Annotated in this window: 25 protein-coding genes; 10 read left to right on the top strand and 15 right to left on the bottom strand. The window is 69.7% G+C overall.

What is annotated here, in order from left to right:
• Positions 1-66: 66 nt before the first annotated feature.
• On the top strand, positions 67-1,692 hold the full coding sequence (locus FFS51_RS08840) for an acyl-CoA dehydrogenase family protein (RefSeq protein WP_137878127.1): 1,626 nt from the start codon (positions 67-69) through the stop codon (positions 1,690-1,692).
• A gap of 38 nt (positions 1,693-1,730) precedes the next feature.
• Here FFS51_RS08840 and FFS51_RS08845 read toward each other — a convergent pair whose 3' ends face one another.
• From FFS51_RS08845 to FFS51_RS08860, 4 genes are read right to left on the bottom strand one after another with little or no spacing between them, the layout of a single operon-like run.
• Positions 1,731-2,780, bottom strand: coding sequence for a zinc-dependent alcohol dehydrogenase family protein (locus FFS51_RS08845; RefSeq protein ID WP_056209924.1), 1,050 nt, complete (start codon positions 2,778-2,780; stop codon positions 1,731-1,733).
• Positions 2,781-2,826: 46 nt separating this feature from the next.
• Positions 2,827-3,420, bottom strand: a complete 594-nt coding sequence (locus FFS51_RS08850; RefSeq protein WP_212742802.1) for a nucleoside deaminase — start codon at positions 3,418-3,420, stop codon at positions 2,827-2,829.
• A 42-nt stretch (positions 3,421-3,462) separates the two neighbouring features.
• Positions 3,463-3,855 (bottom strand): PPOX class F420-dependent oxidoreductase, encoded by a 393-nt coding sequence (locus tag FFS51_RS08855; protein WP_045247263.1) that lies wholly within the window; start codon positions 3,853-3,855, stop codon positions 3,463-3,465.
• Positions 3,856-3,871: 16 nt separating this feature from the next.
• Positions 3,872-4,516, bottom strand: coding sequence for a SatD family protein (locus FFS51_RS08860; protein ID WP_056209925.1), 645 nt, complete (start codon positions 4,514-4,516; stop codon positions 3,872-3,874).
• A gap of 73 nt (positions 4,517-4,589) precedes the next feature.
• Between FFS51_RS08860 and FFS51_RS08865 the strand changes: the two genes are divergently transcribed.
• The 3 genes from FFS51_RS08865 (at position 4,590) to FFS51_RS08875 (ending at position 7,038) form a co-directional block, all read left to right on the top strand.
• Positions 4,590-5,075, top strand: coding sequence for a hypothetical protein (locus FFS51_RS08865; RefSeq protein WP_137878128.1), 486 nt, complete (start codon positions 4,590-4,592; stop codon positions 5,073-5,075).
• Between the two features lie 8 nt (positions 5,076-5,083).
• Positions 5,084-6,028, top strand: coding sequence for an FUSC family protein (locus tag FFS51_RS08870; protein ID WP_431463228.1), 945 nt, complete (start codon positions 5,084-5,086; stop codon positions 6,026-6,028).
• A gap of 107 nt (positions 6,029-6,135) precedes the next feature.
• A complete protein-coding gene (locus FFS51_RS08875; RefSeq protein WP_137878130.1) occupies positions 6,136-7,038 on the top strand; it encodes a 5'-3' exonuclease in 903 nt (300 codons plus the stop codon).
• Between the two features lie 41 nt (positions 7,039-7,079).
• Here FFS51_RS08875 and trpD read toward each other — a convergent pair whose 3' ends face one another.
• Positions 7,080-8,141 carry an anthranilate phosphoribosyltransferase gene (gene trpD, locus FFS51_RS08880; protein ID WP_137878131.1) on the bottom strand — a complete coding sequence of 354 codons (1,062 nt, stop codon included), beginning with the start codon at positions 8,139-8,141 and terminating at the stop codon, positions 7,080-7,082.
• A gap of 177 nt (positions 8,142-8,318) precedes the next feature.
• Between trpD and ctaE the strand changes: the two genes are divergently transcribed.
• Genes ctaE through qcrB form a run of 4 tightly spaced genes read left to right on the top strand, consistent with a single transcriptional unit; the run spans position 8,319 to position 12,682 of the window.
• Positions 8,319-8,957 (top strand): aa3-type cytochrome oxidase subunit III, encoded by a 639-nt coding sequence (ctaE, locus tag FFS51_RS08885; protein WP_045247258.1) that lies wholly within the window; start codon positions 8,319-8,321, stop codon positions 8,955-8,957.
• Between the two features lie 16 nt (positions 8,958-8,973).
• The gene (qcrC, locus tag FFS51_RS08890; RefSeq protein WP_056209929.1) at positions 8,974-9,786 is read left to right on the top strand and encodes a cytochrome bc1 complex diheme cytochrome c subunit; all 813 of its coding nucleotides are present in this window, start codon (positions 8,974-8,976) and stop codon (positions 9,784-9,786) included.
• A 44-nt stretch (positions 9,787-9,830) separates the two neighbouring features.
• Positions 9,831-10,889, top strand: coding sequence for a cytochrome bc1 complex Rieske iron-sulfur subunit (qcrA, locus tag FFS51_RS08895; protein WP_045247256.1), 1,059 nt, complete (start codon positions 9,831-9,833; stop codon positions 10,887-10,889).
• Complete coding sequence (gene qcrB, locus FFS51_RS08900) at positions 10,886-12,682, top strand: cytochrome bc1 complex cytochrome b subunit (protein ID WP_056209930.1); 1,797 nt, start codon at positions 10,886-10,888, stop codon at positions 12,680-12,682. The genes qcrA and qcrB overlap by 4 nt, the downstream gene beginning before the upstream one ends.
• 66 nt (positions 12,683-12,748) lie before the next feature.
• On the opposite strand, the gene FFS51_RS08905 is transcribed toward qcrB, so the two are convergent.
• Positions 12,749-14,020, bottom strand: a complete 1,272-nt coding sequence (locus FFS51_RS08905) for an extracellular catalytic domain type 1 short-chain-length polyhydroxyalkanoate depolymerase (RefSeq protein ID WP_137878133.1) — start codon at positions 14,018-14,020, stop codon at positions 12,749-12,751.
• Between the two features lie 208 nt (positions 14,021-14,228).
• Between FFS51_RS08905 and FFS51_RS08910 the strand changes: the two genes are divergently transcribed.
• On the top strand, positions 14,229-14,642 hold the full coding sequence (locus FFS51_RS08910) for a rhodanese-like domain-containing protein (RefSeq protein WP_137878134.1): 414 nt from the start codon (positions 14,229-14,231) through the stop codon (positions 14,640-14,642).
• A gap of 8 nt (positions 14,643-14,650) precedes the next feature.
• On the opposite strand, the gene FFS51_RS08915 is transcribed toward FFS51_RS08910, so the two are convergent.
• The 6 genes from FFS51_RS08915 to FFS51_RS08940 all read right to left on the bottom strand — a co-directional run bounded on the left by FFS51_RS08915 (position 14,651) and on the right by FFS51_RS08940 (position 20,531).
• Positions 14,651-15,448: a PP2C family protein-serine/threonine phosphatase gene (locus FFS51_RS08915; RefSeq protein WP_137878135.1), complete on the bottom strand. Its 798-nt coding sequence runs from the start codon at positions 15,446-15,448 to the stop codon at positions 14,651-14,653.
• A gap of 5 nt (positions 15,449-15,453) precedes the next feature.
• A complete protein-coding gene (locus FFS51_RS08920; protein ID WP_045247251.1) occupies positions 15,454-15,888 on the bottom strand; it encodes a cytochrome c oxidase subunit 4 in 435 nt (144 codons plus the stop codon).
• Positions 15,889-15,891: 3 nt separating this feature from the next.
• Positions 15,892-17,655: an aa3-type cytochrome oxidase subunit I gene (gene ctaD, locus FFS51_RS08925; protein WP_056520048.1), complete on the bottom strand. Its 1,764-nt coding sequence runs from the start codon at positions 17,653-17,655 to the stop codon at positions 15,892-15,894.
• A gap of 1 nt (position 17,656) precedes the next feature.
• On the bottom strand, positions 17,657-18,550 hold the full coding sequence (gene ctaC, locus FFS51_RS08930; RefSeq protein ID WP_045247249.1) for an aa3-type cytochrome oxidase subunit II: 894 nt from the start codon (positions 18,548-18,550) through the stop codon (positions 17,657-17,659).
• A 144-nt stretch (positions 18,551-18,694) separates the two neighbouring features.
• Positions 18,695-19,060: an iron-sulfur cluster insertion protein ErpA gene (erpA, locus tag FFS51_RS08935; protein ID WP_056209937.1), complete on the bottom strand. Its 366-nt coding sequence runs from the start codon at positions 19,058-19,060 to the stop codon at positions 18,695-18,697.
• Positions 19,061-19,136: 76 nt separating this feature from the next.
• Positions 19,137-20,531 carry a dipeptidase gene (locus FFS51_RS08940; RefSeq protein WP_137878136.1) on the bottom strand — a complete coding sequence of 465 codons (1,395 nt, stop codon included), beginning with the start codon at positions 20,529-20,531 and terminating at the stop codon, positions 19,137-19,139.
• Between the two features lie 45 nt (positions 20,532-20,576).
• Here FFS51_RS08940 and FFS51_RS08945 point away from each other — a divergent pair, with 45 nt between their 5' ends.
• A complete protein-coding gene (locus FFS51_RS08945) occupies positions 20,577-21,152 on the top strand; it encodes a DUF3043 domain-containing protein (RefSeq protein ID WP_056209939.1) in 576 nt (191 codons plus the stop codon).
• A 42-nt stretch (positions 21,153-21,194) separates the two neighbouring features.
• Here the strand turns inward: FFS51_RS08945 and FFS51_RS08950 are convergent, their stop codons facing one another.
• From FFS51_RS08950 to hisD, 3 genes are read right to left on the bottom strand one after another with little or no spacing between them, the layout of a single operon-like run.
• Positions 21,195-22,229: a quinone-dependent dihydroorotate dehydrogenase gene (locus FFS51_RS08950; RefSeq protein ID WP_056209941.1), complete on the bottom strand. Its 1,035-nt coding sequence runs from the start codon at positions 22,227-22,229 to the stop codon at positions 21,195-21,197.
• A 52-nt stretch (positions 22,230-22,281) separates the two neighbouring features.
• Positions 22,282-22,755: a transcriptional regulator NrdR gene (gene nrdR / locus FFS51_RS08955; RefSeq protein ID WP_045247244.1), complete on the bottom strand. Its 474-nt coding sequence runs from the start codon at positions 22,753-22,755 to the stop codon at positions 22,282-22,284.
• 12 nt (positions 22,756-22,767) lie between these two features.
• Positions 22,768-24,069, bottom strand: coding sequence for a histidinol dehydrogenase (hisD, locus tag FFS51_RS08960; protein ID WP_045247243.1), 1,302 nt, complete (start codon positions 24,067-24,069; stop codon positions 22,768-22,770).
• Between the last annotated feature and the right edge of the window lie 13 nt (positions 24,070-24,082).

The following is a 24,082-nucleotide window of genomic DNA, read 5'->3' on the forward strand; positions in this document are numbered from 1 at the left end:
GCGGGCGGCGACCGACCCCGATAGCCTCGACTCGCACGACCGACGCGACGAGGCGAAGGAGACACCGTGGCCACCCACACCGTGACGAATCAGGCGCCGCCGCGCACGGATCTCGACGAGTTCGGCACGAACGTCGCTCTCGTCGAGGCCGTGGTCCGCTTCGATGCGGGCGCGCACGTCGACGACCTGCACACGACCGGATGCCGCGTGGGCGCCGCCGCCTTCCAGGCCGACGCCGAACGGGCGAACGTGCGGGAGCCGCAGCTGGTCACCCACGACCGGTGGGGCAACCGCGTCGACGAGGTCGTCTACGACGAGGCGTACCACCGGGTGATCGCGGCGGCCGTCGCGGACGGCGCGCACACCGCGGCATCCGCTCGTCCGGGTCCCGGCGCGAACGTCGCCCGGGCCACGACGTTCATGCTGTACGCGCAGGTGGAGCCGGGCCACGCCTGCCCGGTGTCGATGACCCACGCGGTCGCGCCGGTGCTCGCCCAGCATCCCGAGGTGGGCGCCGACTGGATGCCGCGGGTGCACTCCCGCGCGTACGAGCCGGAGCTTCGGGCGGGCAAGTCGAGCGCGCTGTTCGGCATGGCGATGACCGAGAAGCAGGGCGGCTCGGATGTGCGGGCCGGCACGACGCGGGCGACGCCCGCAGCCTCCGGCACCGCCCGACTCACCGGCCACAAGTGGTTCTGCAGCGCACCGATGTCGGACGGCTTCCTGGTGCTCGCACAGGCGCCGGGTGGACTGAGCTGCTATCTCGTGCCGCGCGTGCTCCGGGACGGCACCCGCAACCCGTTCGCGATCCAACGCCTGAAGGACAAGCTCGGCAACCGCGCGAACGCGTCGAGCGAGATCGAGTTCGACGGCACCGTCGGGGTGCTCGTGGGCGACGAGGGACGCGGCGTGCGCACGATCATCGACATGGTCGCAGGCACCCGCCTCGACTGCGTGCTCGGGTCGACCGCCGGAATGCGACAGGCGGTCGCCGAGGCGGCGTGGCACGTGCGGCACCGCGCGGCGTTCGGCCGCACGCTCATCGACCAGCCCGCGATGACCGCGGTCATCGCCGACCTGCAGCTCGAGACCGAGGCCGCGACCATCACGGCACTGCACCTTGCGCGCGCCTACGACGACGACGCGGATGCCGCGGCCATCGCGTTCCGCCGCCTCGCCACCCCTGTCGCCAAGTACTGGATCTGCAAGCGCGGCCCCGCCCATGCCTATGAGGCGCTCGAATGCCTCGGCGGCAACGGCTACACGGAGGCCTTCCCGCTCGCACGGCGCTACCGGGAGCAGCCGGTGATGGCGGTCTGGGAGGGGTCGGGCAACGTCATCGCCCTCGATGTGCTGCGCGCGCTCGTGCGCGAGCCCGAGACCTGGGAGGCGTTCGACCACGAGGTGGGACGCGCCCGCGGGGCGTCCGCTCTGCTCGATGCCCACCTCGATCGCACCCGCGCGCGCGTGGCGGCGGCCGTCGCCGACCCGGCCTCGGCCGACATCTCGGCGCGCGCCCTGGTCGGCGCGCTCGCGCTCAGCCTTGAGGCCTCGCTCATCGCCCGGCACTCCCCCGCCGCGGTCGCCGACGCGTTCATCGCCGGCCGTCTCGGCGACGAACCCGCCGCGGGCGCGCTGTTCGGCGCACTGCCGTCAGGCGTCGACGTCGCCGCGGTCGCGGCGCGTGCCTGACCCCGCGGGGTCGGTTCGAGACGATCGGATGCCGCGGCTCACGGCCGCAGCAGCACCTTGACCGCGCGACGCTCGTCCATCGCGGCGTAGGCCTCGGCGGCCTCCGAGAGCGGGAGCTGCAGGGTGAAGACCTTGCCCGGTCGGATCGCTCCGGAGCGCACGTCGGGAAGCAGCTCGTCGATGTAGCCGCGCACGGGGGCGACACCGCCGTTCACGCCGACGTTGCGGTTGAACATGGTGCGCACCGGGAGCTCCGGACCGCCGTTGGGAACGCCGACGTAGCCGACCATGCCCCCGGGTCGCGCGGAGCGCAGCGCCTGGTCCATCGACTCCTTGGTGCCGACGCACTCGAGCACGCGGTCCGCGCCGATCCCACCGGTCAGGGCACGCACGGCCTCGATCCCGGCGTCGCCGCGCTCCTCGACGATGTGAGTGGCACCGAACTCGCGGGCGAGCGCCTGCCGATCAGCGTGACGCGACATCGCGATGATCGTGGTGGCCCCGAGTCGCTTCGCCGCGATGATCGCGCAGAGACCCACGGCACCGTCGCCGACGACCGCGACGCTGTCCCCGGGCTGCACGCCCGCCGACACGGCGGCGTGGTGGCCGGTCCCCATGACGTCGCTGAGGGTGAGGAGTCCGGGGATCTCATCCTCCGTGACGGGTCCGGGCACGACGGCGAGCGTTCCGTCGGCGAGCGGCACGCGCACGTACTCGCCCTGGCCGCCGTCGGCGAAGCCGCCCACCTGGTCGTCACTGCCCCACCAGCCTCCGTGCAGGCACGAGGTGCTGACGCCGTTGCGGCAGTTCACGCAGGTGCCGTCGCAGACGTAGAAGGGCGCGATGACGAAGTCGCCGGCGGCGACGCTCGTGACGTCGGGGCCGACGGCCTCGACGACGCCGATGAACTCGTGTCCGATGCGATGCGGCTCGGAGGTCGGCACGACACCGCGGTACGGCCAGAGGTCGGAGCCGCAGACGCAGGCTGCGACGACCCGCACGATGGCATCGCCTCCGGTGGAGAGCGTCGGGTCGGGCACGTTCTCGACGCGGATGTCGCGGGCGTCGTGGATCACGGTGGCGAGCATGTTCCGAGCCTACGCCCGGCGCAGGCGACCGCCGGCTGCCCGACGGCTACTCGGCGAGGCCGCGGGCGTTGTAGACGAGGGTGTCGGCGGCGCCGTAGGCGCGGTAGACGTCGAGGGCCTCGGCGCGCCGCACGCCCTCGCGCACGCGGATGCCGCGCGCCTCGAACTGCGCGTCCCAGTCGGTGACGACAGGACCCTCGTCGAAACCGGTGAGCTCTTCGAGTTCGGGACCGGAGCCGGCGACCACGAGGCTGCGCACGCCGCTCCACATCGTGGCGCCGTAGCACATGACGCACGGGCGCCAGTTGACCACGAGCTCGAGCTGGGCGCCGCCCTCGCCCAGATCCCAGCGGCCGAGGGTGCGCTGTGCCAGCCCCAGCGCCATGACCTCGGCATGCATCCCGCTGATGCCCGAACTCAGCACGACGTTGACACCGACGGATACCAGCCGGCTCGAGTCGGCGTCGACGACGATCGCGGCGAACGGGCCGCCGTTGCCGGCGCGCCAGTTGCGGTCGGCGAGGTCGTTGACGAGGTCCATCCGCTCCTCGGCGGTCGGCAGGACGTCGGGGAGCTCGGGCAGCAGAGTCAGCAGCCACTCGGGCAGCGAGGCATCGAGGGAGGTTGCGGGGAGAGTCACCCGGACATCATGCCGCGCCCAGATGACGAGGATGTGTCGGGGTCACTGCCCGCCGACGGCGTCTATGCGCATGACGAGCACGACCCGGTCGGCCCGATCGGCGGGCGGCTGCTGGTCCGCGTTCCCGTACCGCTTGCCGAGCACCACGAAGAAGTCGCCGCCCGGGTCGGGGCGCACCTCGACGAGCTCTCCGCGCAGCTCGACGTAGGAGTACGGGTGGTCGGGGTCGAACACCATGAGCGCCATCGCGGGGTTCTGCTGCAGGTTGCGGAACTTCTGTCTGCGTGTGGTGTGCGTGAACGCGATCGTGTCCCCGTCGAGCAGGAACCACATCGGGTTCACCTGCACGACGCCGTCGGGTCGCACGGTGCCGAGAGCCCCGTAGTTCGGCGCGTCGAGCAGGCGGCGCTGAGCGGGGGTGAGTGCGACGGTCATGGTGCTCCTCGGCGGGTCAGGCGTCGCGATCCACGCTAGACCCGCTGCGCAGGAGATGGAGTCCGGCGACCAGACTCGCTCCGCCCGATCGGCCGAGCATCTGCGACACCGCGGACTGGCTGACGCCTTCACGGCGAGCGAGGTCGGCCTGGCGCTCGCCGCGCCACGCCCCGAGGGCGAGACGGCGCGCACGGCCGGTCATCGTGGACACGATCTGGTCGCGCGTGAGCAGATAGGCGTTGACGGATGCCGCACCCGGCCCCTCGTACCACGATCGGCCGCCCGCCACACCCGACGCCGGGAGAGCGTGCGCACGTTCGATGGCACGGCGAGCCGCCCACCATGCACTTCCCTCGGAGATGCCGAGCTCCGGCTCGCTCGCGCGGCGCGAGGGTACCCGGCCGGCGTCTCCGGCACCGAGACCGAATCGGCAGTCGACCTCGTCGGGCAGCGCGAGGCGCAGGATGAGGGTCGCGGCGAGGGCGTCGTCGAGGCCGGCGTAGACGCCCTGCAGCTCGTCGCCGACGGTGGGCCGCACCGCGGTGAGCGGCGGGACGTCCTGATCGACGAACTCGAGGGCGTCATCGATGGCGCGCTGGGCTGCCGGACGGTCGTGGAGCGATCGTGAGCCGACGATATCGATGGTCACCGCGTAGGACATGCCATAAGTCTATGACTTATATGGCGAAAATATAAGTCACACACTTATGCACAACCGTGCCTATGCTGGACTCGTGTCGGACGTCCGCCCTCCTCTCGTCATCATCGGCCCCCGCGGACGGCTCGTGATCCTCGCGATCGCCTGTGTGATCGCGGCGGCGATGGGCATCGTGATCGTGCTGCTGAACCAGCAGAACCTGACAGCCCTCGTCGTCGGCGTCGCTGCGGTCGGTGTCTTCGGCGTCGGCGGCGGCTACTCGCTCATCGGCCAATGGCGGCGCAGTCGCCTGCTTCGCGTCGACGACGCGGGCATCCGTCTGGGCGACGGCGCGAGCCTCGCCTGGCGGGACATCGACCGCGTCGGTGTCGCCGGGCCCGCGCTCGGCATCCGCCTGCGCAGCGCCGATGCCTACCTCTCCCAACGACCTCGGGGGGTGAGCGTCGAGTCGCTGCAGGCCACTCGGCGCACCTGGAACGGATTCGACATCGTCTTCCCCGAGCGCGATCTCGGCATGACGGCGACGGCCGCCTCCGCCGCCGTGCGCGCACGCAAACCGTGATGCGTCCCGTGCCCACCGCCTTCGACGTGCGTTCAGCCACCCGCCCGTCCCTCCTGCAGGTCGGCAAGTCGGCCGTCGCCGTCGCCGTCGCATGGCTGCTCGCGGGCTGGCTCGTCCACGGCCCCGCTCCCGTGTTCGCGGCGATCGCGGCGCTTCTCGTGGTGCAACCGAGCCTCAATCAGTCGGTCGCCCGCGCGATCGAGCGCTCGGTCGGCGTGATCGCGGGCGTCGTGCTCGCCTCGGTGCTCGGCATCGCGTTCGGCCGTGCGACCGCGGTCGTCCTTGTCGCCGCCGCCGTCGGCCTCCTCCTCGCCTGGTCGCTGCGGATGACCGTCGGCACGGCGAACCAGATCGCGATCAGCGCGATTCTCGTCCTCTCCCTCGGCGCGACCACACCCGAGTACGCGGTCGACCGCATCATCGAGACGGTGATCGGCGCAATCGTCGGCATCATCGCGAACCTCGCCATCGTGCCCCCGGTGGCGCTCGCGCCGGCACGGGAGCAGGTGCGACGTCTGCGCGAAGAGCTCGCCCTCTCATTCGAGCGGCTCGCCGACGCCCTCGATCACCCACCCACGGCAGCGGGTCGCGAAGAACTCATGATCGGCGCCCGACTGCTGCGCCCGGTGCAGAGCCGGGCCAGTGACGCGCTCGCCGCGGCATCCGAATCGCTCACCTTCAATCCGCGCGGACGCAGCCTGCGCACCCAGGTCGCCGCCCTCCGCGATGACCTCGACGTGTTCACCCCGATCGTGACGCAGCTGATCGGGATGACCCGCGCCGTCTACGACCACGCGAGCGACGACGCCACACCCGACCCCGCTCTGCCGGCGATCGCGGTGCAGCTGCGCCGGGTCGCGCACGACGTGCGCCTGACGGGCGAGCAGGCGGATGCCGCGCCCGAGGAGCCCGCGCTGACCGCGCCGCTGGAACTGGTGCAGCCGGGCCCGTAGTGGATTCTGGTCGGCGCCATGCTGGAGGATCTGAAGCGCGTGCATCTCTCCCTGACCGAGCGCGCCTGACGAAGGGACGCGACGTGGCCGCGGCATCCGATCGACTCATGCTCCTGGACACCGCCAGCCTCTACTTCCGCGCGTTCTACGGGGTGCCGGAGTCCGTGACCGCCGCCGACGGCACGCCGGTGAACGCCGTGCGGGGCCTCCTCGACTCGATTGCGCGCCTCGCGACGCTCTACTCTCCGACGCACCTCGTCGCCTGCTGGGACGACGACTGGCGTCCGCAGTGGCGCGTCGAGCTGATTCCGAGCTACAAGACGCACCGCGTCGTGGCGGAGGTGGCCGGCGGCACCGACGTGGAGGAGGTGCCCGATCCGCTCGAGCGCCAGGTGCCGATCATCCGCGAGGCGCTCACGCGCCTCGGCATCCCGATCGTCGGTGCGGCCGAGCACGAGGCCGACGACGTGATCGGCACCCTCGCGACCGGCGCGGGCCTGCCGGTCGACGTCGTGACGGGCGACCGCGACCTCTTCCAGCTCATCGACGACGACGCGGACGTGACGGTCGTCTACACCGCACGCGGCATGTCGAACCTCGAACAGCTGCGCGACGCGGACATCGTGGCGCGCTACGGCGTACACGCCGGCCAGTACGCGGATTTCGCGACGCTGCGCGGCGATTCCTCGGACGGGCTGCCCGGCGTCGCCGGCATCGGGGAGAAATCGGCGGCGACGCTGCTCGCGGCCCACGGCGACCTCGCCGGAATCACCGCGGCCGCCGCCGGGACACGCGGCATGACCCCCGGCGTCGCGAAGAAGGTGCTCGCGGGCGCCGACTACCTCGCCGTCGCCCCTACCGTGGTGCGGGTCGTCCGCGACCTTCCCCTCCCCCGGCCGCAGCGACTCCACGTTCCCGACCCCGACGAGAGCGCCGCGTTCGTGGAGACCTGGCGCATCGGCACGTCGTTCCGTCGCGCCGCGGACGCCCTGGGGGCGACCGCGGGCTGAGCGGACCCGACCGGCACAGAACAGGGCTGAGCGGCGCGCCGTCAGGCCGAGCGACGCTGCGTCGCGTCGACCCAGCGCTCGAGCGTCGCGGTCGCGCGCCCGTCGTCGATGGCGGCTCCGGCGAGCTCCACGGCCTCGGCGAGCCGTTCGAGGATCGGCCGGTGGGCCTCGGTGGGCTGCTGGAACAGACGGTAGGCGACGATGCCGGCGGCCGTGTTCAGCAGCACGATGTCCCGCACCGGACCGGTCTCACCGGAGAGAGTGCGGCGGACGACGTCCGCGTTGTGGACGGGGTCGCCGCCCAGAAGGTCCTCGATGCGAGCGCGCGGGATGCCGATGTCGCGCGGGTCGAGGTCGTGCTCGTGCACATCGCCGAGCGAGACCTCCCAGATGCGGCTGTGGCCGGTCGTGGTGAGTTCGTCGAGCCCGTCGTCGCCGCGGAACACGAGCGCGGTGGCGCCGCGGGTGCGGAAGACGCCCGTGATCAGCGGCACGCGGTCGAGAGTCGCGACGCCGACGGCGTTCGCCTCGGCCCGCGCCGGGTTGCAGAGCGGTCCGAGGAAGTTGAAGACGGTCGGGATGCCGAGTTCCGCCCGCGTCGGACCGGCGTGACGGAACCCGGGGTGGAAGGCGGCCGCGAAGGCGAACGTGATGCCAGCCTCGCCGAGCACCTCGGCGACCTCGTCGGGCGCGAGGGTGAGATCGACGCCGAGGGCCGAGAGCACGTCGGACGAGCCCGACTTGGAACTGGCGGCCTTGTTGCCGTGCTTGACCACCGGCACTCCGGATGCCGCGGCCACGACGGCCGACATCGACGAGATGTTGACCGTGCCCCAACGATCTCCGCCGGTGCCGACGATGTCGAGCACGGCGGCGGGTACGGGCAGCGGAAGGGCGGCGTCGAGGATCGCGTCGCGGAAGCCCACGACCTCGTCGACGGTCTCACCCTTCGCGCGCAGGGCGACGAGGAATCCGGCGAGCTGGGAGGGGGTCGCGCGTCCCGCCATGATCTCCTGCATGGCCCACGTCGACTCCGACACGCTGAGGTTCTCGCCGGCGAGGAGGGCGGTCAGGATCGAAGGCCACGAGGGAGAGGTCGACACGGCTTCGATCCTACTGAAGGCGGCCGGTCGGGCCCCGCCGCGGCAGGGCGGGCAGCGTGCACGCCGCACCTCGGTTTTCCGAAGGCGCTTCGCCGCTGCTACTTAGGTTTCCCTCAGTCGCGCCACGGGCTCCGCCAACCTCGCGGGTGCAATACTCGGCCCGCAACATCGGTCATAATGGGGAGCGTGACGACCCCAGCGACGTACTCCCAGGCTCTGCGCACAGTGAAGCGCCCCGACCCTGTCGCCGTCGGAACCATCGTCTGGCTCGGTAGCGAGGTCATGTTCTTCGCCGGCCTGTTCGCGATCTACTTCACGCTGCGCAGCACGTCGCCGGAGCTGTGGGCCGAGAACAGCGCTCACCTGAACATCCCCTTCGCGACGGTGAACACGGTCATCCTCGTGCTCTCGTCGGTGACCTGCCAGATGGGTGTGTTCGCCGCCGAGCGCCTGCAGCCGTATTCGACGAAGAAGCGCGGCATCCTCGGATGGGGCATGACCGAGTGGTTCTTCCTCTCGTTCGCGCTCGGTGCGGTCTTCGTCTCCGGTCAGGTGTGGGAGTACGCCCAGCTCGTCACCGAGGGCATGCCCATCACGGCCAACGCCTACGCCTCCGCGTTCTACCTGACCACCGGCTTCCACGCCATGCACGTCACGGGCGGCCTCATCGCCTTCCTGCTGACGATCGGTCGCGCCTACGCGGTCAAGAACTTCGGCCGGAAGGAGATGACGACGGCGATCGTCGTCTCGTACTACTGGCACTTCGTCGATGTCGTGTGGCTCGTGCTGTTCGGCGTCATCTACTTCCTGAAGTAACTGGAGCGGCACCTTCATGGCACGAACCCCCAAGCCCCGCAAAGCAGGCCGTCGCAGCCCCCTGGCCGCTGCCGCGCTGATCGGAATCGGACTCCTGCTGACCGGCGGCATCTACGCCGGCGCCTCGGCAGCCGTCGCCGCGACCACCGACCAGACGAGCACGAGCGCCAAGGCGTCGACCCTCACCGTCGACGACGGCAAGAAGCTCTTCCAGGCGAACTGCGCCACCTGCCACGGTCTCGACCTCCAGGGCACCGCGAACGGACCGTCGCTGCTCGGCGTCGGCGAGCTCGCCGTGCACTTCCAGGTCTCGACCGGCCGCATGCCCATGCAGGCCAATTCGCCGCAGGCTCCGCAGAAGCCGGTGCAGTTCACCGACGACGAGATCGCAGCCCTCGCGGCCTATGTGCAGTCGGTCTCCCCCGGCCCCACCTACCCCGAGTCGCAGATCCTCGACGGTCAGGGCGATGTCGCGCACGGTGCGGAACTGTTCCGCATCAACTGCGCCATGTGCCACAACGTGGCCGGTGCCGGCGGCGCGCTCACCGAGGGCAAGTACGCCCCGAGCCTGCACTCCACGACGGCGCTGAACATGTACGCGGCGATGGTCACGGGACCGCAGAACATGCCGGTGTTCAACAACATGAACCTGAGCCCCGAGGACAAGCGCGACATCATCTCCGCCCTGCTCTACCTGCAGCAGAACGACTCGCCGGGCGGCTACGACCTGGGCGGGCTCGGCCCGGTCTCTGAGGGTCTGTTCATCTGGATCTTCGGAATCGGCGCCCTGATCGCCATCACGGTGTGGATCACCGCGAAGTCCAACTGACCCGCACCAACACAGCACAGCAGACGTAACGTACGAGGAGCACCATGGCACACGAGGTCGATCCGCTCGAGCACGAGAGGGCTTCCTGGAAGCCGTCGAGCGGTCTCGCCGTGGCCGAGACGGACCCGGTGACCAACCCGGGCCTCCCGCCGCACCGTGAGCGGATGACCGACAAGGACCCGGCCGCGCTGAAGCGGGCCGTCCGCACGGTCTACATCCTGTTCTACCTGTCGCTCGCCGGCTCCATCTGGGCCATCGCGGCGTACATGCTCTTCCCGATCGAAGACCACTCGCTCATCGCGGTGCGCGACAACAACCTCTTCGTCGGCCTGGGCATCGCCCTCGCCCTGCTCGCGATCGGCATCGGCGCGATCCACTGGTCCAAGGCGATCATGTCGGACAAGGAGCACATCGAGCCCCGTCACGCCACGCGCGGTCGCGACACGACGCGCGAGGGCGCGGTCGCCGCATTCGCTGCCGCGAACGAGGAGTCCGGCTTCGGCCGGCGCGCGATGATCCGCAACTCTCTGTTCGCCGCCGTCATCGCCTCGATCCTGCCGGGCATCACCCTCTTCCGCGGGCTCGCACCTCAGGACGTCGACCCGGTGGAAGCCCTCAGCCACACCATGTGGAAGCAGGGCATGCGTCTGGCGCACGACCCGAGCGGCGTTCCGATCAAGGCGTCGGACGTCACCATCGGCTCCGCCTTCCACGTCATTCCCGAGCCCCTCGCACAGCTGTCGCACGCCGACGGCTACCTCGACGAGAAGGCCAAGGCGATCGTGCTCCTCATGCGCCTTCCGCTCGACCAGCTGCACGAGGCCGATGACCGCAAGTCCTGGTCGTACGACGGCATCGTCGCGTACTCCAAGGTCTGCACGCATGTCGGCTGCCCCGTCGCGCTGTACGAGCAGCTCACGCATCACCTGCTCTGCCCCTGCCACCAGTCGCAGTTCGACGTGTCGAACGGCGCCGCGGTGATCTTCGGCCCGGCGGCGCGTCCGCTGCCGCAGCTGCCGATCGCCGTCGACAGCGAGGGCTACATCGTCGCGCAGAGCGACTTCCACGAACCCGTCGGCCCGAGCTTCTGGGAGCGTCATTGAGCACCGCATCCGCAACCACTGAGTTCCAGGCGGAGTCCAAGGAGAAGCCTCTGGGCGGCCGCTTCGTCGGCGCCGCGGCGAACTACATCGACGAGCGCACGAGCCTGTCGGGCCTCGTCAAGGAGCTCGGTCGCAAGATCTTCCCCGACCACTGGTCGTTCATGCTCGGCGAGATCGCGCTGTGGAGCTTCGTGGTGGTGCTGCTGTCCGGCACCTTCCTGACGTTCTTCTTCCAGGCGTCGATGGCCGAAGTGCACTACAACGGCAGCTACATCCCGCTGAAGGGCATCTCGATGTCCGCGGCGCTGGATTCGACGTTGCACATCTCGTTCGACGTGCGCGGCGGTCTGCTGGTCCGACAGATCCACCACTGGGCAGCACTCGTGTTCATCGCCGGTATCGGCGTGCACATGCTGCGCGTGTTCTTCACCGGGGCGTTCCGCAAGCCCCGCGAGCTGAACTGGGTGATCGGATTCATCCTGTTCGTCCTGGCGATGGGCGAGGGATTCACCGGCTACTCGCTCCCCGACGACCTGCTCTCGGGCAACGGTCTGCGCATCATCGACGGCATGGTGAAGGGCATCCCCCTCATCGGCACGTGGATCTCGTTCCTGCTGTTCGGCGGCGAGTTCCCGGGCGAGGCCATCGTCGGACGCCTCTACACGCTGCACATCCTGCTGCTGCCGGCGATCCTGGTGGGTCTGCTGGCGCTGCACCTCGTGCTCATGATCATCAACAAGCACACCCAGTTCGCCGGCCCCGCACGCACGAACTCCAACGTGGTGGGCTTCCCGATGCTTCCGGTGTACGCGTCGAAGATGGGCGGGTTCTTCTTCATCACGTTCGGCGTGATCGTGCTGATCGCCTCCCTGTTCACGATCAACCCGATCTGGAACTACGGACCGTACGACCCCTCTCCCGTGTCGGCCGGCACGCAGCCCGACTGGTACATCGGCTTCGCCGACGGCGCCCTGCGTCTCGTGCCGCCGCACCTCGAGTTCGTCTGGCTCGACCGCACCTGGTCGTTCAACATCATCCTGCCGCTGCTGGTGCTGGTGGTCTTCATCGTGCTCGTCGCCATCTACCCCTTCATCGAGGCGTGGATCACCGGCGACAAGCGCGAGCACCACATCGCTCAGCGTCCCCGCAACGCGGCGACCCGCACGGCGATCGGCGCGGCGGGTGTGACGTTCTACGCGGTGCTGTGGGCAGCGGCATCCTCCGACATCATCGCAACGCACTTCTCCCTCACGATGGAGGGGGTCATCCACACCCTCCAGGCGCTGCTGATCCTCGGCCCGATCCTCGTGTACTTCGTCACGAAGCGCACCTGCATCGCGCTGCAGAAGAAGGACCGCGAGATCGCTCTCCACGGCTACGAGTCCGGACGAATCGTCCGCCTCCCGGGTGGTGAGTTCATCGAGGTGCACCAGCCGCTCGACGAGTACGAGCGCTGGAAGCTCGTGGGCTACGAGACGGCCGCGCCGCTGGTGGTGCGTCCCAACGCTCAGGGCCAGATCCCGTGGCACGAGAAGTTCCGTGCGTCGCTGTCGCGCTGGTTCTTCGAGGACCGGCTCGCGCCCGTCACCCAGACCGAGCTCGAGGAGGCGGTGGCGCATCAGCACCACGAGCTCGAGCACCTCGCGCACGAGGAGGACGCCGAGATCCAGGCCTCGCACGAGCGTGCCGGTCACCCGGAGGCGCCGCTGCGCCCCGCTGACGAGCAGCACGGCGAGATCCCCGCTCGACCGACCTCGGTCCTCGCGGAAGACGACGAGAACCCCAAGAAGTAGCCTTCGGGCACGGCGAGGGCCCCGGGACCACGCGGTCCCGGGGCCCTCGCCGTCGGTGCGGATGCCTCAGCCGCAGGTGGCGACGACGGTCCAGGATGTCGCCGACTGCCGCTGCAGCGAGGTGGTCGTCGCATCACCCTGTCCCATGTATGCCAGCGAGCCGAGGGCGTAGTACGGGTTGTAGGGGTTCACCCCGTAGCTCGTCGCGCGTCCGGCCGCCTTGTGGGCGGCGTTCGTCGCGGTGACGCACGAACCATCGATCGGCGTCGGGGTGGGGGTGGGCGTCGCAGACCCGGTGGGCGACGGTGTCGGAGTCGGGGTGGCCGACCGATCGATGCGGCGGTTGTTGGCGAAGAAGAACGAGGTGACGTAGGCGGGGTAGTCGATGCTGTTGGCCGAGATGTACGTCCCTCCCGAGCCGGCGCCGGCCGGCCAGTTGTGTCCGAGCCCGGTGTTCTGGATCACCGAGACGCGCGGCCCCGTCCCATCGCTGTACAGGGTGCCGCTTCCCTGCGTGTTCGTACCGGCGAGGCCCGCAAGCGAGAACGTCGAGGTGTGGCTCGCTCCGTAGATTCCGGCGAGGACCTGCCCGTTGAGCGTGTCGTAACCGGGAGCCACCGTGGTGTCGTTGCTGCCGTAGACGATCGAGGCGAGCTGCGTCGCGAAGCCTGCCGTTCCCGTTCCCGCGAACGCACGGCACGTCTGGGTCGCCTGGGCCTGCGTCGTGGCGACGGAACCGATCTGGCTCGACGTGGTGCCCACTGTCGGGCCCGCGTTGATGCCGACACCTGCGAAGACCTGTGGGAAGAGGCATCCCATCACCATCGTCTCGCCACCGCCGGACGACAGCCCCGAGATGTACACCTGCGCCGGGTCGATGCCGAGCGCGGCACGTGCCGACAGCGTCTGGGCGAGCGAGAGCAGGTTGTCGTCGTGGCGGGCCGGCGCGCTCGAGGAGTGGTTCGTGTCGTAATAGTCCCAGCAGCCGAGCACGACTCCCCCGTTCGGCGCGTCGGGCAGCGCCACGACCATGCCGTAGCGGTCGGCGGTGGCGGTCCAGTTGCCGTTCTGCTGCAGGTCGGCGGCCTTCTGCACGCAGCCGTGCAGGCTGATCATCAGCGCGCGTCCGGCACCGGCGGTGGCGGCCGTGGCGGGCGTATAGAGGCGCACCGACATGCCGGCGATGGTCTCGGTCGACCAGGTCCCTGACGCGGCACTGGCGGGCGGGGCGGATGCCGCGACGAGGCCCACGGATACGAGTACGGCGGCCGCGAGTGCCGCGGTGAGGGTGGCGAGACTCCCGCGTCGACGGGTGGGAGGGGGCGTGGATGCGCGCATGGCATCTCCTTCACTGGGACGTCGTCGTCCCGTCACGGTGTCACCATCGACACCTGAATGGTCTTTCAGCTTTGACGGTAACGCGGAGGGGATGCCGCGGCCACCCGCCGCACATGAGAGTTCCCTCATGTCTGCTCTGGCGCAAATCCGCCGCCCCCTGGCGGACCCGCGACTGGGCGCGCACCTCCCAGCTCGGTACGGTCGGACCATGACCAGCACGGACTACTTCGACGCCCGCCTCCGCCACGAGACCGATCCCTCCGACGTCTACGCGGCGCAGCGCGCCGGCGAGCGGTTCGTCCTCGTCGACGTACGAGGCGACGAGGCCTGGCAGCAAGGGCGCGTCACCGGAGCCGTGCACCTCCCCTATCGCCAGATCGCCGATCGGGCACGGCAGGAGATCCCCCTCGACACACCCGTGGTCGTCTACTGCTGGAGCCCCGGCTGCAACGCCGGCGCGCGGGGCGCCCGCGAGTTCGCCGCGCTCGGCTACGAGGTGCGGGAGATGATCGGCGGCTACGAGTACTGGGTCCGGGAGGGGCAGCCGGTCGAGAACGACGAGGGGCCGCTCCCGCGCACGTTCGACCCGCTGGTCATGGTCGTGCGCGCGCCGGTCGAGTGAGCGAGCGATCAGCCCGCGGCATCCAATCCTTCCTGGAAGCGCTCGGCGGCCGCTCCCACGAAAGAGCCCTCCCGCGCGGGCGACGGCTCGTCGAGACGGATGTCGCACACCACCGCGGTGACGTTGTCCATCGTGCCCGCCTCGAGCGCGAGGGCGACGAGCGCGTCCGCCGCTGCGCGGGGTGATGCACTCGTCCGCAGGACGCGTACGACGTCGTCCATCGGGACGTAGTCACTCAGACCGTCGCTGCACAGCAGCCAGCGGTCGCCCTCGCGAGGGTCGAACTCGCCGATCGCCGCAGCGTCCCCCTCGGCTCCCGCGAACGACGCGGTGATGAGGTTGCGGCGAGGGTGCGTCGCGGCATCCGATGCCGAGATCACGCCGTGGTCGACCAGCGCCTGCACGTACGAGTCATCCCTGGTCTGCTGGGACAGCTCGCCATCTCGCAGCAGGTAGGCCCGGGAGTCGCCGGAATGTGCGAGCAGCACCGAGCCGTCCGCAGCTGCGAAGACCCCCGTGAACGTCGTGGCCATCCCCGCGAGCTCCGGCTCGCGCTCCACATGGGCGCGCAGGTCCCAGTTCGCCACCCTGAGATGGTCGGCGAGGCGCTGGGGCTCCGCAGCAGCCGACGGTCCTCCCGCAACGACACGATGCACGAGGGCCGCCGAGGCCAGGTCGCCGGACGGGCCGCCGCCGACGCCGTCGGCGACCAGAGCCGCCCACGCCGAAGCGTACGCCGCATCCTGATTCGTCGACCGATGCGGGCCGATGTCAGAGGCCGCGGCCGCGTCGAAACGCAGTGCCATGGACCTCAGCGCGCGAAGTAGCCGCGGTAGTACTCGTAGACCCAGCCCACGATGGCGACCAGGAACACTGCGAACCCGACCGGCACCATCCAACTGCCGACCGCGAGACCGATGACGGCGATCGCACCGGACGCCGCGAGGACGATGGGCCACCACGACCAGGGGCTGAACTCGCCGATCTCGGGGTCGCCGTCGTCGATGTCGGCGGTCAGCCGGTCCTCGGGCAGGTCGCCGCCCTGAGCCTTGAGCACGCGCTGCGTGTAGAAGGCGATCATGGCAGCCATGGCGCTCGCGAACAGCAGCGCGACCGAACCGACCCACTCGACCGCGTTGTACCACGGCAGCTGGGGGTGGGCCAGGATGTTCCAGCCGGTGTAGACGATCGTGATGAACAGGAAGAAGCCGACGAGCAGCCACCACAGTCCGACGTTGGTCTTCATGGGTTACTTCACCTCTCCGGAGGCGAGGTCGACGACGGGGGCATCGGGTGCATCCTTCGCAGGACCGACACCGACCGGCAGCGCCGCCTCGGGGTGGTTGAGATCGAACGCCGGACGCTCGCTGCGGATGCGCGGGATCGACGTGAAGTTGTGGCGCGGCGGAGGGCAGCTGGTCGCCCACTCGAGCGACGCTCCGTAGCCCCACGGGTCGTTGACGGTCACTCGCGGAGCCTTGCGCGCCGTGATCCAGACGTTCAGGAGGAACGGGATCATGGAGACGGCGAGGATCATCGAGCCGATCGTGGAGAGCTGGTTCTCCCACGTCCATCCGTCGGCAGCCGAGTAGTCGGCGTAGCGACGCGGCATCCCGTCGACGCCCAGCCAGTGCTGGATGAGGAACGTGGTGTGGAAGCCGATGAACAGCAGCCAGAAGTGCACGTACCCGAGGCGCTCGTTGAGCATCTTGCCCGTCCACTTCGGCCACCAGAAGTAGAAGCCGGCGAACATCGCGAACACGACCGTGCCGAACACGACGTAGTGGAAGTGCGCGACGACGAAGTACGAGTCGGACAGCGCGAAGTCGAGCGGCGGCGACGCGAGGATGACTCCGGTCAGGCCGCCGAACACAAACGTGACGAGGAAGCCGAGCGAGAACACCATCGGCGTCTCGAACGTCACTGAGCCGCGCCAGATCGTGCCGATCCAGTTGAAGATCTTCACACCCGTCGGCACCGCGATGAGCATCGTCATCAGCGCGAAGAACGGCAGCAGCACGGAACCGGTGACGTACATGTGGTGCGCCCACACCGCGACCGACAGCGCCGCGATCGAGATAGTCGCGTAGATCAGCGTCTTGTACCCGAAGATCGGCTTGCGGCTGAACGCGGGGAAGATCTCCGAGACGATGCCGAAGAACGGCAGCGCGATGATGTAGACCTCGGGATGTCCGAAGAACCAGAACAGGTGCTGCCACAGCAGCACGCCGCCGTTGTGGGGATCGTAGATGTGCGCGCCGAGCACGCGGTCGGCGGCGGCGGCGAGCATCGCGGCCGCGAGCACGGGGAACGCGATGAGCACGAGGATGCTCGTGATCAGCGCGTTCCAAGAGAAGATCGGCATGCGCCACATCGTCATGCCCGGGGCACGCATCGTGATCACCGTGGTGATGAAGTTCACCGCGCCGAGGATGGTTCCGAAACCGCTGAGGCCGAGCCCCAGCATCCAGAGATTTCCACCGGCTCCGGGCGTGAACGAGGCACTCGCGAGCGGTTGATAGGCGAACCATCCGAAGGATGCCGCACCCGCCGGCGTCAGGAAGCCGCTGACGGCGATCGTGGAGCCGAACAGGAACAGCCAGAAGGCGAACGCGTTCAGACGCGGGAAGGCGACGTCGGGAGCGCCGATCTGCAGCGGCAGCAGCGCGTTCGCGAAGCCCGCGAACAGCGGCGTCGCGAACATCAGCAGCATGATCGTGCCGTGCATCGTGAAGAGCTGGTTGTACTGCTCCTTCGTCGGAAGGATCTGCATGCCCGGCTCGAACAGCTCGGCGCGGATGATGAGGGCCATCACGCCGCCGAGCAGGAAGAAGATGAACGACGAGATCAGGTACATGTACCCGATGGTCTTGTGGTCAGTGGAGGTGACCCACTTGACGATGATGTTGCCCTTCTCCTCCACGCGGGAGCTGCTCAGCAGCGCCGCCTGGCGGGGAGGGAGGGTGCGGGCGCGGGGTGCACCCTGCTCCTGGAGCGGAAGCGTCGTCGCCATCTCAGTTGTTCCCCTCGCTCGAAGCGCCGGTGCCCGGCAGGTTGTTGAGGCGGTCGTACGCCGCATCGATCGGGCCGGTCTGACCCTTGGTCTTCAGCGAGGCCAGGTAGGTCTGGTACTCGGACTGGCTGACGACCTTGACGTTGAAGAGCATCATCGAGTGGTACTCGCCGCAGAGCTCCGCGCACTTCCCGGCGTAGGTGCCCTCGCGCGTCGGAGTGAAGGACCACGAGTTGTCCTTGCCGATGAAGAGGTCCTTCTTGTAGAGGAAGTCGACGATCCAGAACGAGTGGATGACGTCGCGCGACTGAAGGGTGATCTTCACCGTCTCGTTGACCGGGAGGTAGAGGGTCGGCAGCTGCGACTGGTCGATGTTGCCCTGCGCGTCGGGTTGGGCCTGGATGCCCATCGTCCAGACGTCGTCGGCACCCTTCGGGTCGGAGCCGTCGTACTGGAAGTCCCACGCCCACTGCTTGCCGATCGCTGTGATCGACACCTGCGGGTTGTCGTACTGCGTCTCGAGGATGTTCTGATCACGCGCCGTGAAGGCGAAGAAGCCCAGCACGAGGATGAGCGGCACGATCGTGTAGAAGATCTCGATCGGCATGTTGTACCGCAGCTGCACCGGGAGGCCGGTCTGCCCCTTGCGCCGGCGGTAGGCGATGATCGCCCACAGCATCAGGCCCCACGTGATGATGCCGACCGCGAGCAGCACGATCCAGGAGTTCACCCAGAGCGCCGCCACCATGTCGGTGTGGTTGGTGGCCGGTGTGCCGTCTTCCGTGAAGCCGGGAAGGAAACCGTGAAGCTCGGTGGGCGAGCATCCCGCGAGGGAGACGGCCACGGCGATCCCGACGGGAATCGCCACCCAGCGAAGGCGGCGGTGTGAAGGCACGGTGCACCTTTCGGAAGACGGATGAAGCTTCCTCAGTCTAAGGCAACCTCTCACCGGATTCAGGCCACGCGCCCAGCGCTCAACACGAAACGGCGCGGCCTCGCTCGTCTGTGACGAGGGGCCGCGCCGTTTCTATGAGGGGGCTCAGTGGAAGCTGTCTCCGCATGCGCACGAGCCGGACGCGTTGGGGTTGTCGATCGTGAAACCCTGCTCCGAGATGGTGTCCTTGAAGTCGATGGTCGCGCCGTCGAGGTAGGGCACCGACATGTCGTCGACGATGACCTCGACGCCGTCGAAGTCGACCGTCTGGTCGCCGTCGAGATAGCGCTCATCGAAGTAGAGCTGGTAGATCAGGCCCGAGCAGCCACCGGGCTGCACGGCGACCCGCAGGCGGAGGTCGTCGCGACCCTCCTGGTCGAGAAGGCTCTTCACCTTGCCGGCGGCGGCGTCGGTGAGCACGACACCGTGCGCCTGGGCGGACGTTTCGGTCGGCGTTGCGAGATCGGTCATGGCTTCTCCTCGACAGGGTCCCGGGGGGCTGTTGGTCCGAGTCTACGACGGGCCGCCCGCATCCGGGGCGGAATCGTCACTTCGTACGCGTCGCGACCTTCGCCAGCAGCAGCGCCTCGGAGATCGCCGCGCGCCGGAACGTGTCGACGTGCAGGGATTCGTTGGGACTGTGGGCGCGGGTGTGGGGATCCTCGACACCTGTCACGAGGATCTGCGCGCCGGGGAAGGTCTCGACCAGGTCCGCGATGAAGGGGATCGATCCGCCGACGCCGATGTCGACCGGCTCGACGCCGTATCCTTCGGCCAAGGCCTCGCGCGCGTCGACGACCGCCCAGCCGGACGTGTCCACCAGGAACGCGTTTCCGCAGTCGACGTCGGCGAAGGTGAGCTCTGCTCCGAAGGGCGCGTGCGCGCGCAGATGGGCCTCGATCGCCTCGTAGGCCTCGCGGGCGCCCTGGCCGGGAGCCACCCGTGCGCTGATGACGACCGAGATCTCCGGCGCGAGCGTGTTCGAGGCGGCCGCGACGGATGTCGCATCGATACCCGTGATGGTGATCGACGGTTTGTTCCAGATCCGACTGAGGATCGTGCCCGTACCGACCGGCTGCACCCCCGCCGGGAGACCGGCTTCATCGCGAAGCGTCGCCTCGGTGTATTCGGGCGTGTCGGAGTGGCGCTCGAACAGGCCGTGCACCGCGACCGCGCCGGTATCGTCCCAGAGCGTCGCGAGGAGCTTGACGGCGGCCATCGTCGCGTCCGGCACCGCGCCCCCGAACATCCCCGAGTGCGAGGCGTGGTCGAGTGTGCGCACGGTGAGGGTGAAGCGGGCGTTGCCCCGCAACGAGACCGTGAGCCCCGGTGTCGCGAGATCCCAGTTCCCGGAATCGGCCACGATGATCACATCGGCGGCCAGCGCCTCCCTGTTGTCGGACAGGAACTGCGCGAACGAGCGGGAGCCGTACTCCTCCTCGCCCTCGACGAACAGCGCGAGGCCGAGGTCGAGGTCGTCGCCGAACGTCTCGGCCAGTGCACGGACGGCGGCGATGTGCACGAGAACACCGGCCTTGTCGTCGGCGGCTCCCCGTCCGTAGAGACGGCCGTCTCGAAGCGTGGGTTCGAACGGCGGCGTCTCCCAGAGCGCCTCATCGCCGGTCGGCTGCACATCGTGGTGGGCGTACATCAGGACCGTCGGTCGGCCGTTGCGAGCGGCACGCGTGGCCAGCACCGCCGGCTGGCCCAGCTCGTCGGATCCGGGGATCGCTGCGCGCACCACGCGCACGTCGTCGAAGACCCCCGTCCCGGTCGCGAGGGCTGCCACGGCGTCCGCTGATCGCTGCACCTGCGACTGATCGAACGCGGGCCAGGCGATCGAGGGGATGCGCACCAGATCGCCGAGATCGGCGAGGGCTGCCGGGATGCCTCCTTCCACCGATTCGCGGAGGGCATCACGTCGGGCGGTCTCGGAGGTCATGCGGGTAATCTTAAGCACACCCCAGTTCGACCCCGAGGAATCACCGTGGCCAAGACTCCCGCCGCCCCCGCACCCAAGGACGCCCCTGCGGACTCCGACGACACCGTCAGCGGAAAGGGCCGTCCGACCCCCTCCCGTGCCGAGCAGGAGGCCGCGCGCAAGCGCCCTCTCGTGCCGGACACCAAGGAGGCGAAGGCCCGCGCCCGCGCGGAGCTCTCCGTGCAGCGCGAGAAGGCGCGGGTCGGCATGGCGGCCGGCGAGGAGCGCTACCTGCCGGTGCGTGACAAGGGCCCGCAGCGTCGGTTCGTGCGTGACTACGTCGACGCCGGATGGCACCTCGGCGAGCTCATCCTTCCCGCGATGGTGCTCGTGCTGCTGGCGATGGTCGTCAACAACTCCACCGTGCAGTTCTTCTCCTACATCGCGCTGTGGGCGTTCGTCGCCCTCGCCGTCATCGACATGGTCGTGCTCTCCGCGCGTATCAAGCGAGCGGCCCGCCGGAAGTTCGGCGCCGACCGCATCGAGAAGGGCCTCGGCTGGTATGGAGCGATGCGCTCGATCCAGATGCGCTTCATGCGCCTGCCCAAGGCCCAGGTCAAGCGCGGTCAGTACCCCTCCTGAGCGCGCGCACCCGCGGCATCCTTCCTGCGACGGAACGACCCGTCAGACGGATGCCGCGGCCCGCGGCAGCGCGCGGTTGATCTGCCGCGCCCAGAGCGGGCCGCGGTAGAGGAACGCCGTGTACCCCTGGACGAGGTCGGCCCCGGCGTCGAGACGCGCCTGCACGTCGTCCGCCGTTTCCACCCCGCCCACGGAGATCACGGCGAACGACGCCGGCACGGCGCCGCGGATCACGCGCAGGAGCGCGAGCGAGCGCTCGGCGATCGGGGCACCGGACAACCCGCCGTCTCCTGCCGCGGCGACGATCGCCGGGTCGGTGCGCAGGCCCTCGCGGGAGATCGTCGTGTTCGTGGCGATGATGCCGGCCAGTCCGAGGTCGACGGCGAGCCGGGCGATACCGAGGGCGTCCTCGTCGCTGAGATCGGGCGCGATCTTGACGAGCACGGGCGCCGCGCCCGCGGCATCCCGAACCGCCTCGAGCAGCGGGCGCAGCGTGTCGATCGCCTGCAGCCCGCGAAGCCCGGGCGTGTTCGGCGACGAGACGTTGACGACGAGATAGTCGGCGAGCGGGGCGAGCAGCGTCGCGCTCCGGACGTAGTCGCCGATGGCGTCCTCGACGGCGACCACGCGACTCTTGCCGATGTTGACGCCGATCACGGGGCGACGGCGACGGCGACGGGTCTTCTCCAGCCGTCGCGCCAGGGCGGCAGCGCCGTCATTGTTGAAGCCCATGCGGTTGATCACCGCGCGGTCGGCAACGAGCCGGAACAGGCGCGGTCGCGGATTGCCGGGCTGCGGCACGGCCGTCGCGGTGCCGACCTCGACATGCCCGAACCCGAGGGCGAACAGGCCGAGCGCGGCGGTGCCGTTCTTGTCGAAGCCCGCCGCGACGCCGAACGGGGAATCGAACCGGAGGCCCAGCACCTCGCGCGCGTGCTCGGGCACCGGAGCGGTGACTGCGCGGGCGATCCACGACAGCGGCGGCACCGCGAGGGCCCGGATCACGAGCATCGCCGCGTGGTGGGCGGACTCCGGGTCCATGCGGGTGAGCAGATGCCGGAAGAGGAAGGCGTACATCGCCTCCAGGCTACCGGGCGGCGGTGGGCGCGCCGCTCCGCCGGCGACCCCGTCAGTCGGCGCGGGGCGCGGGGCGCGACGCGTGGTCCGCGCGCAGCGCGGCGATAGACGACTCGAAGTCCTCGAGCGACTCGAAGGCCTGGTAGACGCTCGCGAACCGCAGGTACGCGACCTCGTCGAGCTCGCGCAGCGGGCCGAGGATCGCGAGGCCGATCTCGTTCGTGTCGACCTGAGAGGCGCCCGTCTGACGCACCGCCTCTTCGACGGCCTGGGCCAGCAACGCGAGGTCGCCCTCGGTGACCGGTCGCCCCTGGCACGCCTTGCGCACGCCCGACATGACTTTCTCGCGACTGAACGGCTCGACGACACCGGATCGCTTGATGACGTTGAGGCTCGCCGTCTCGATCGTGGAGAACCGACCGCCGCACTGCGGGCACTGGCGGCGACGACGGATGCTGAGACCGTCGTCGCTGGTGCGCGAGTCGATCACCCGGGAGTCGGGATGGCGGCAGAACGGGCAGTGCATGGCAGCGACAGACTACGCCTCGAAGCGGGCCTCGACGGCCTCGCCGTGCGCGGGGAGATCCTCCGCATCGGCGAGGGTGACGATCCCCCAGCGCACCTGCTCGAGCGCGTCGCGATCGTAGGTGATGACCTGCTGCGGGCGCAGGAACGTCGCCGCCGACAGGCCGGCGGCGTAGCGGGCCTGCCCCCCGGTCGGAAGCACATGGTTCGAGCCGGCGAGGTAGTCACCCAAGCTCACCGGTGAGTACGGGCCGACGAATATCGCTCCCGCGTTGACGAAGTCGGTGGGATCCGGCGCGACCAGGTGCAGCTCGAGGTGTTCGGGCGCGTAGGCGTTGCTGAACGCGGTGGACTGCTCGAGACCGTCGGTCAGCACGATCGCCGACTGATCGCCGTTCAGCGCTGCCCGGGCGCGATCGCCGTGCTTCGTGACCGAGACGCGACGCTCAACGGCGTCGCGCACGGCATCGGCGAGCGGCTCGCTGTCGGTGACGAGCACCGCGGACGCCTGCTCATCGTGCTCGGCCTGACTGACGAGGTCGGCCGCCACCAGGTCGGCGTCGGCGTCGCCATCGGCGACGATGAGGATCTCGGTCGCGCCGGCCTCGGCATCGGTACCGACAAGACCGGCGACCGCGCGCTTGGCGGCGGCGACGAAGTTGTTGCCCGGCCCGGTGACCACATCGACCGGGTCGAGGTCGAGCGTCGCGACACCGTGCGCGAAGGCGCCGATCGCGCCGGCACCGCCCATGGCATAGACCTCGTCGACGCCGAGGAGAGCTGCGGCCGCCAGGACGACCGGGTGCACCCGCCCGCCGTGCTCCCGCTGCGGGGGCGAGGCGAGCGCGACGACGCCGACGCCGGCGACCTGAGCGGGAACGACGTTCATCACGACGCTCGACGGGTAGACCGCTTTGCCGCCCGGAACGTACACACCCACGCGACGGACCGGCTGCCAGCGCTGGGCGACCACGGCACCGTCACCCAGCTCGACCGCCGAGGATGCGGGAATCTGAGCCGCCGATGCCCGGCGGACACGGGCGATCGCGATCTCCAGCGCCGATCGCACGGGCGTCTCGAGACCATCGAGCGCCTCGGTGAGGTGGTGGGCGGGAACCCTGATCGCGTGGTCGGTGACCCCGTCGAACCGGTCGGCCTGCTCCCGCAGCGCGTCTTCACCGCGGTGTGCGACGTCCTCGACGAGAGCGGATGCCGCGGCGAGGGCCTCGGCGCGGGCGGCCGTGGCGCGGGGCACGGCGGCGAGCAGGTCGGCGGTGCCGAGGTGCCGGCCGCGCAGGTCGATGGTGCGGAGCATCCCTCCAGCTTAT

The sequence above is a fragment of the Microbacterium sp. 4NA327F11 genome (assembly GCF_005503465.1).
In the GTDB taxonomy this organism is placed as follows: domain Bacteria; phylum Actinomycetota; class Actinomycetes; order Actinomycetales; family Microbacteriaceae; genus Microbacterium; species Microbacterium ginsengisoli.

What these genes read in the sequence shown, in the direction of transcription:
- FFS51_RS08855 (WP_045247263.1), bottom strand. Translation starts at nt 3,855, where the DNA reads ATGACCGTCGCACTCACCCCCGCTCAGCGCCGCCTGCTCGACGCGCCG.
- FFS51_RS08845 (WP_056209924.1), bottom strand. Translation starts at nt 2,780, where the DNA reads ATGCTCGCCACCGTGATCCACGACGCCCGCGACATCCGCGTCGAGAAC.
- FFS51_RS08875 (WP_137878130.1), top strand. Translation starts at nt 6,136, where the DNA reads ATGCTCCTGGACACCGCCAGCCTCTACTTCCGCGCGTTCTACGGGGTG.
- ctaD (WP_056520048.1), bottom strand. Translation starts at nt 17,655, where the DNA reads ATGGCGACGACGCTTCCGCTCCAGGAGCAGGGTGCACCCCGCGCCCGC.
- erpA (WP_056209937.1), bottom strand. Translation starts at nt 19,060, where the DNA reads ATGACCGATCTCGCAACGCCGACCGAAACGTCCGCCCAGGCGCACGGT.
- FFS51_RS08905 (WP_137878133.1), bottom strand. Translation starts at nt 14,020, where the DNA reads ATGCGCGCATCCACGCCCCCTCCCACCCGTCGACGCGGGAGTCTCGCC.
- FFS51_RS08910 (WP_137878134.1), top strand. Translation starts at nt 14,229, where the DNA reads ATGACCAGCACGGACTACTTCGACGCCCGCCTCCGCCACGAGACCGAT.
- FFS51_RS08915 (WP_137878135.1), bottom strand. Translation starts at nt 15,448, where the DNA reads ATGGCACTGCGTTTCGACGCGGCCGCGGCCTCTGACATCGGCCCGCAT.
- hisD (WP_045247243.1), bottom strand. Translation starts at nt 24,069, where the DNA reads ATGCTCCGCACCATCGACCTGCGCGGCCGGCACCTCGGCACCGCCGAC.
- FFS51_RS08920 (WP_045247251.1), bottom strand. Translation starts at nt 15,888, where the DNA reads ATGAAGACCAACGTCGGACTGTGGTGGCTGCTCGTCGGCTTCTTCCTG.
- ctaE (WP_045247258.1), top strand. Translation starts at nt 8,319, where the DNA reads ATGGGGAGCGTGACGACCCCAGCGACGTACTCCCAGGCTCTGCGCACA.
- FFS51_RS08950 (WP_056209941.1), bottom strand. Translation starts at nt 22,229, where the DNA reads ATGTACGCCTTCCTCTTCCGGCATCTGCTCACCCGCATGGACCCGGAG.
- FFS51_RS08860 (WP_056209925.1), bottom strand. Translation starts at nt 4,516, where the DNA reads ATGTCCTACGCGGTGACCATCGATATCGTCGGCTCACGATCGCTCCAC.
- FFS51_RS08940 (WP_137878136.1), bottom strand. Translation starts at nt 20,531, where the DNA reads ATGACCTCCGAGACCGCCCGACGTGATGCCCTCCGCGAATCGGTGGAA.
- qcrA (WP_045247256.1), top strand. Translation starts at nt 9,831, where the DNA reads ATGGCACACGAGGTCGATCCGCTCGAGCACGAGAGGGCTTCCTGGAAG.
- nrdR (WP_045247244.1), bottom strand. Translation starts at nt 22,755, where the DNA reads ATGCACTGCCCGTTCTGCCGCCATCCCGACTCCCGGGTGATCGACTCG.
- qcrC (WP_056209929.1), top strand. Translation starts at nt 8,974, where the DNA reads ATGGCACGAACCCCCAAGCCCCGCAAAGCAGGCCGTCGCAGCCCCCTG.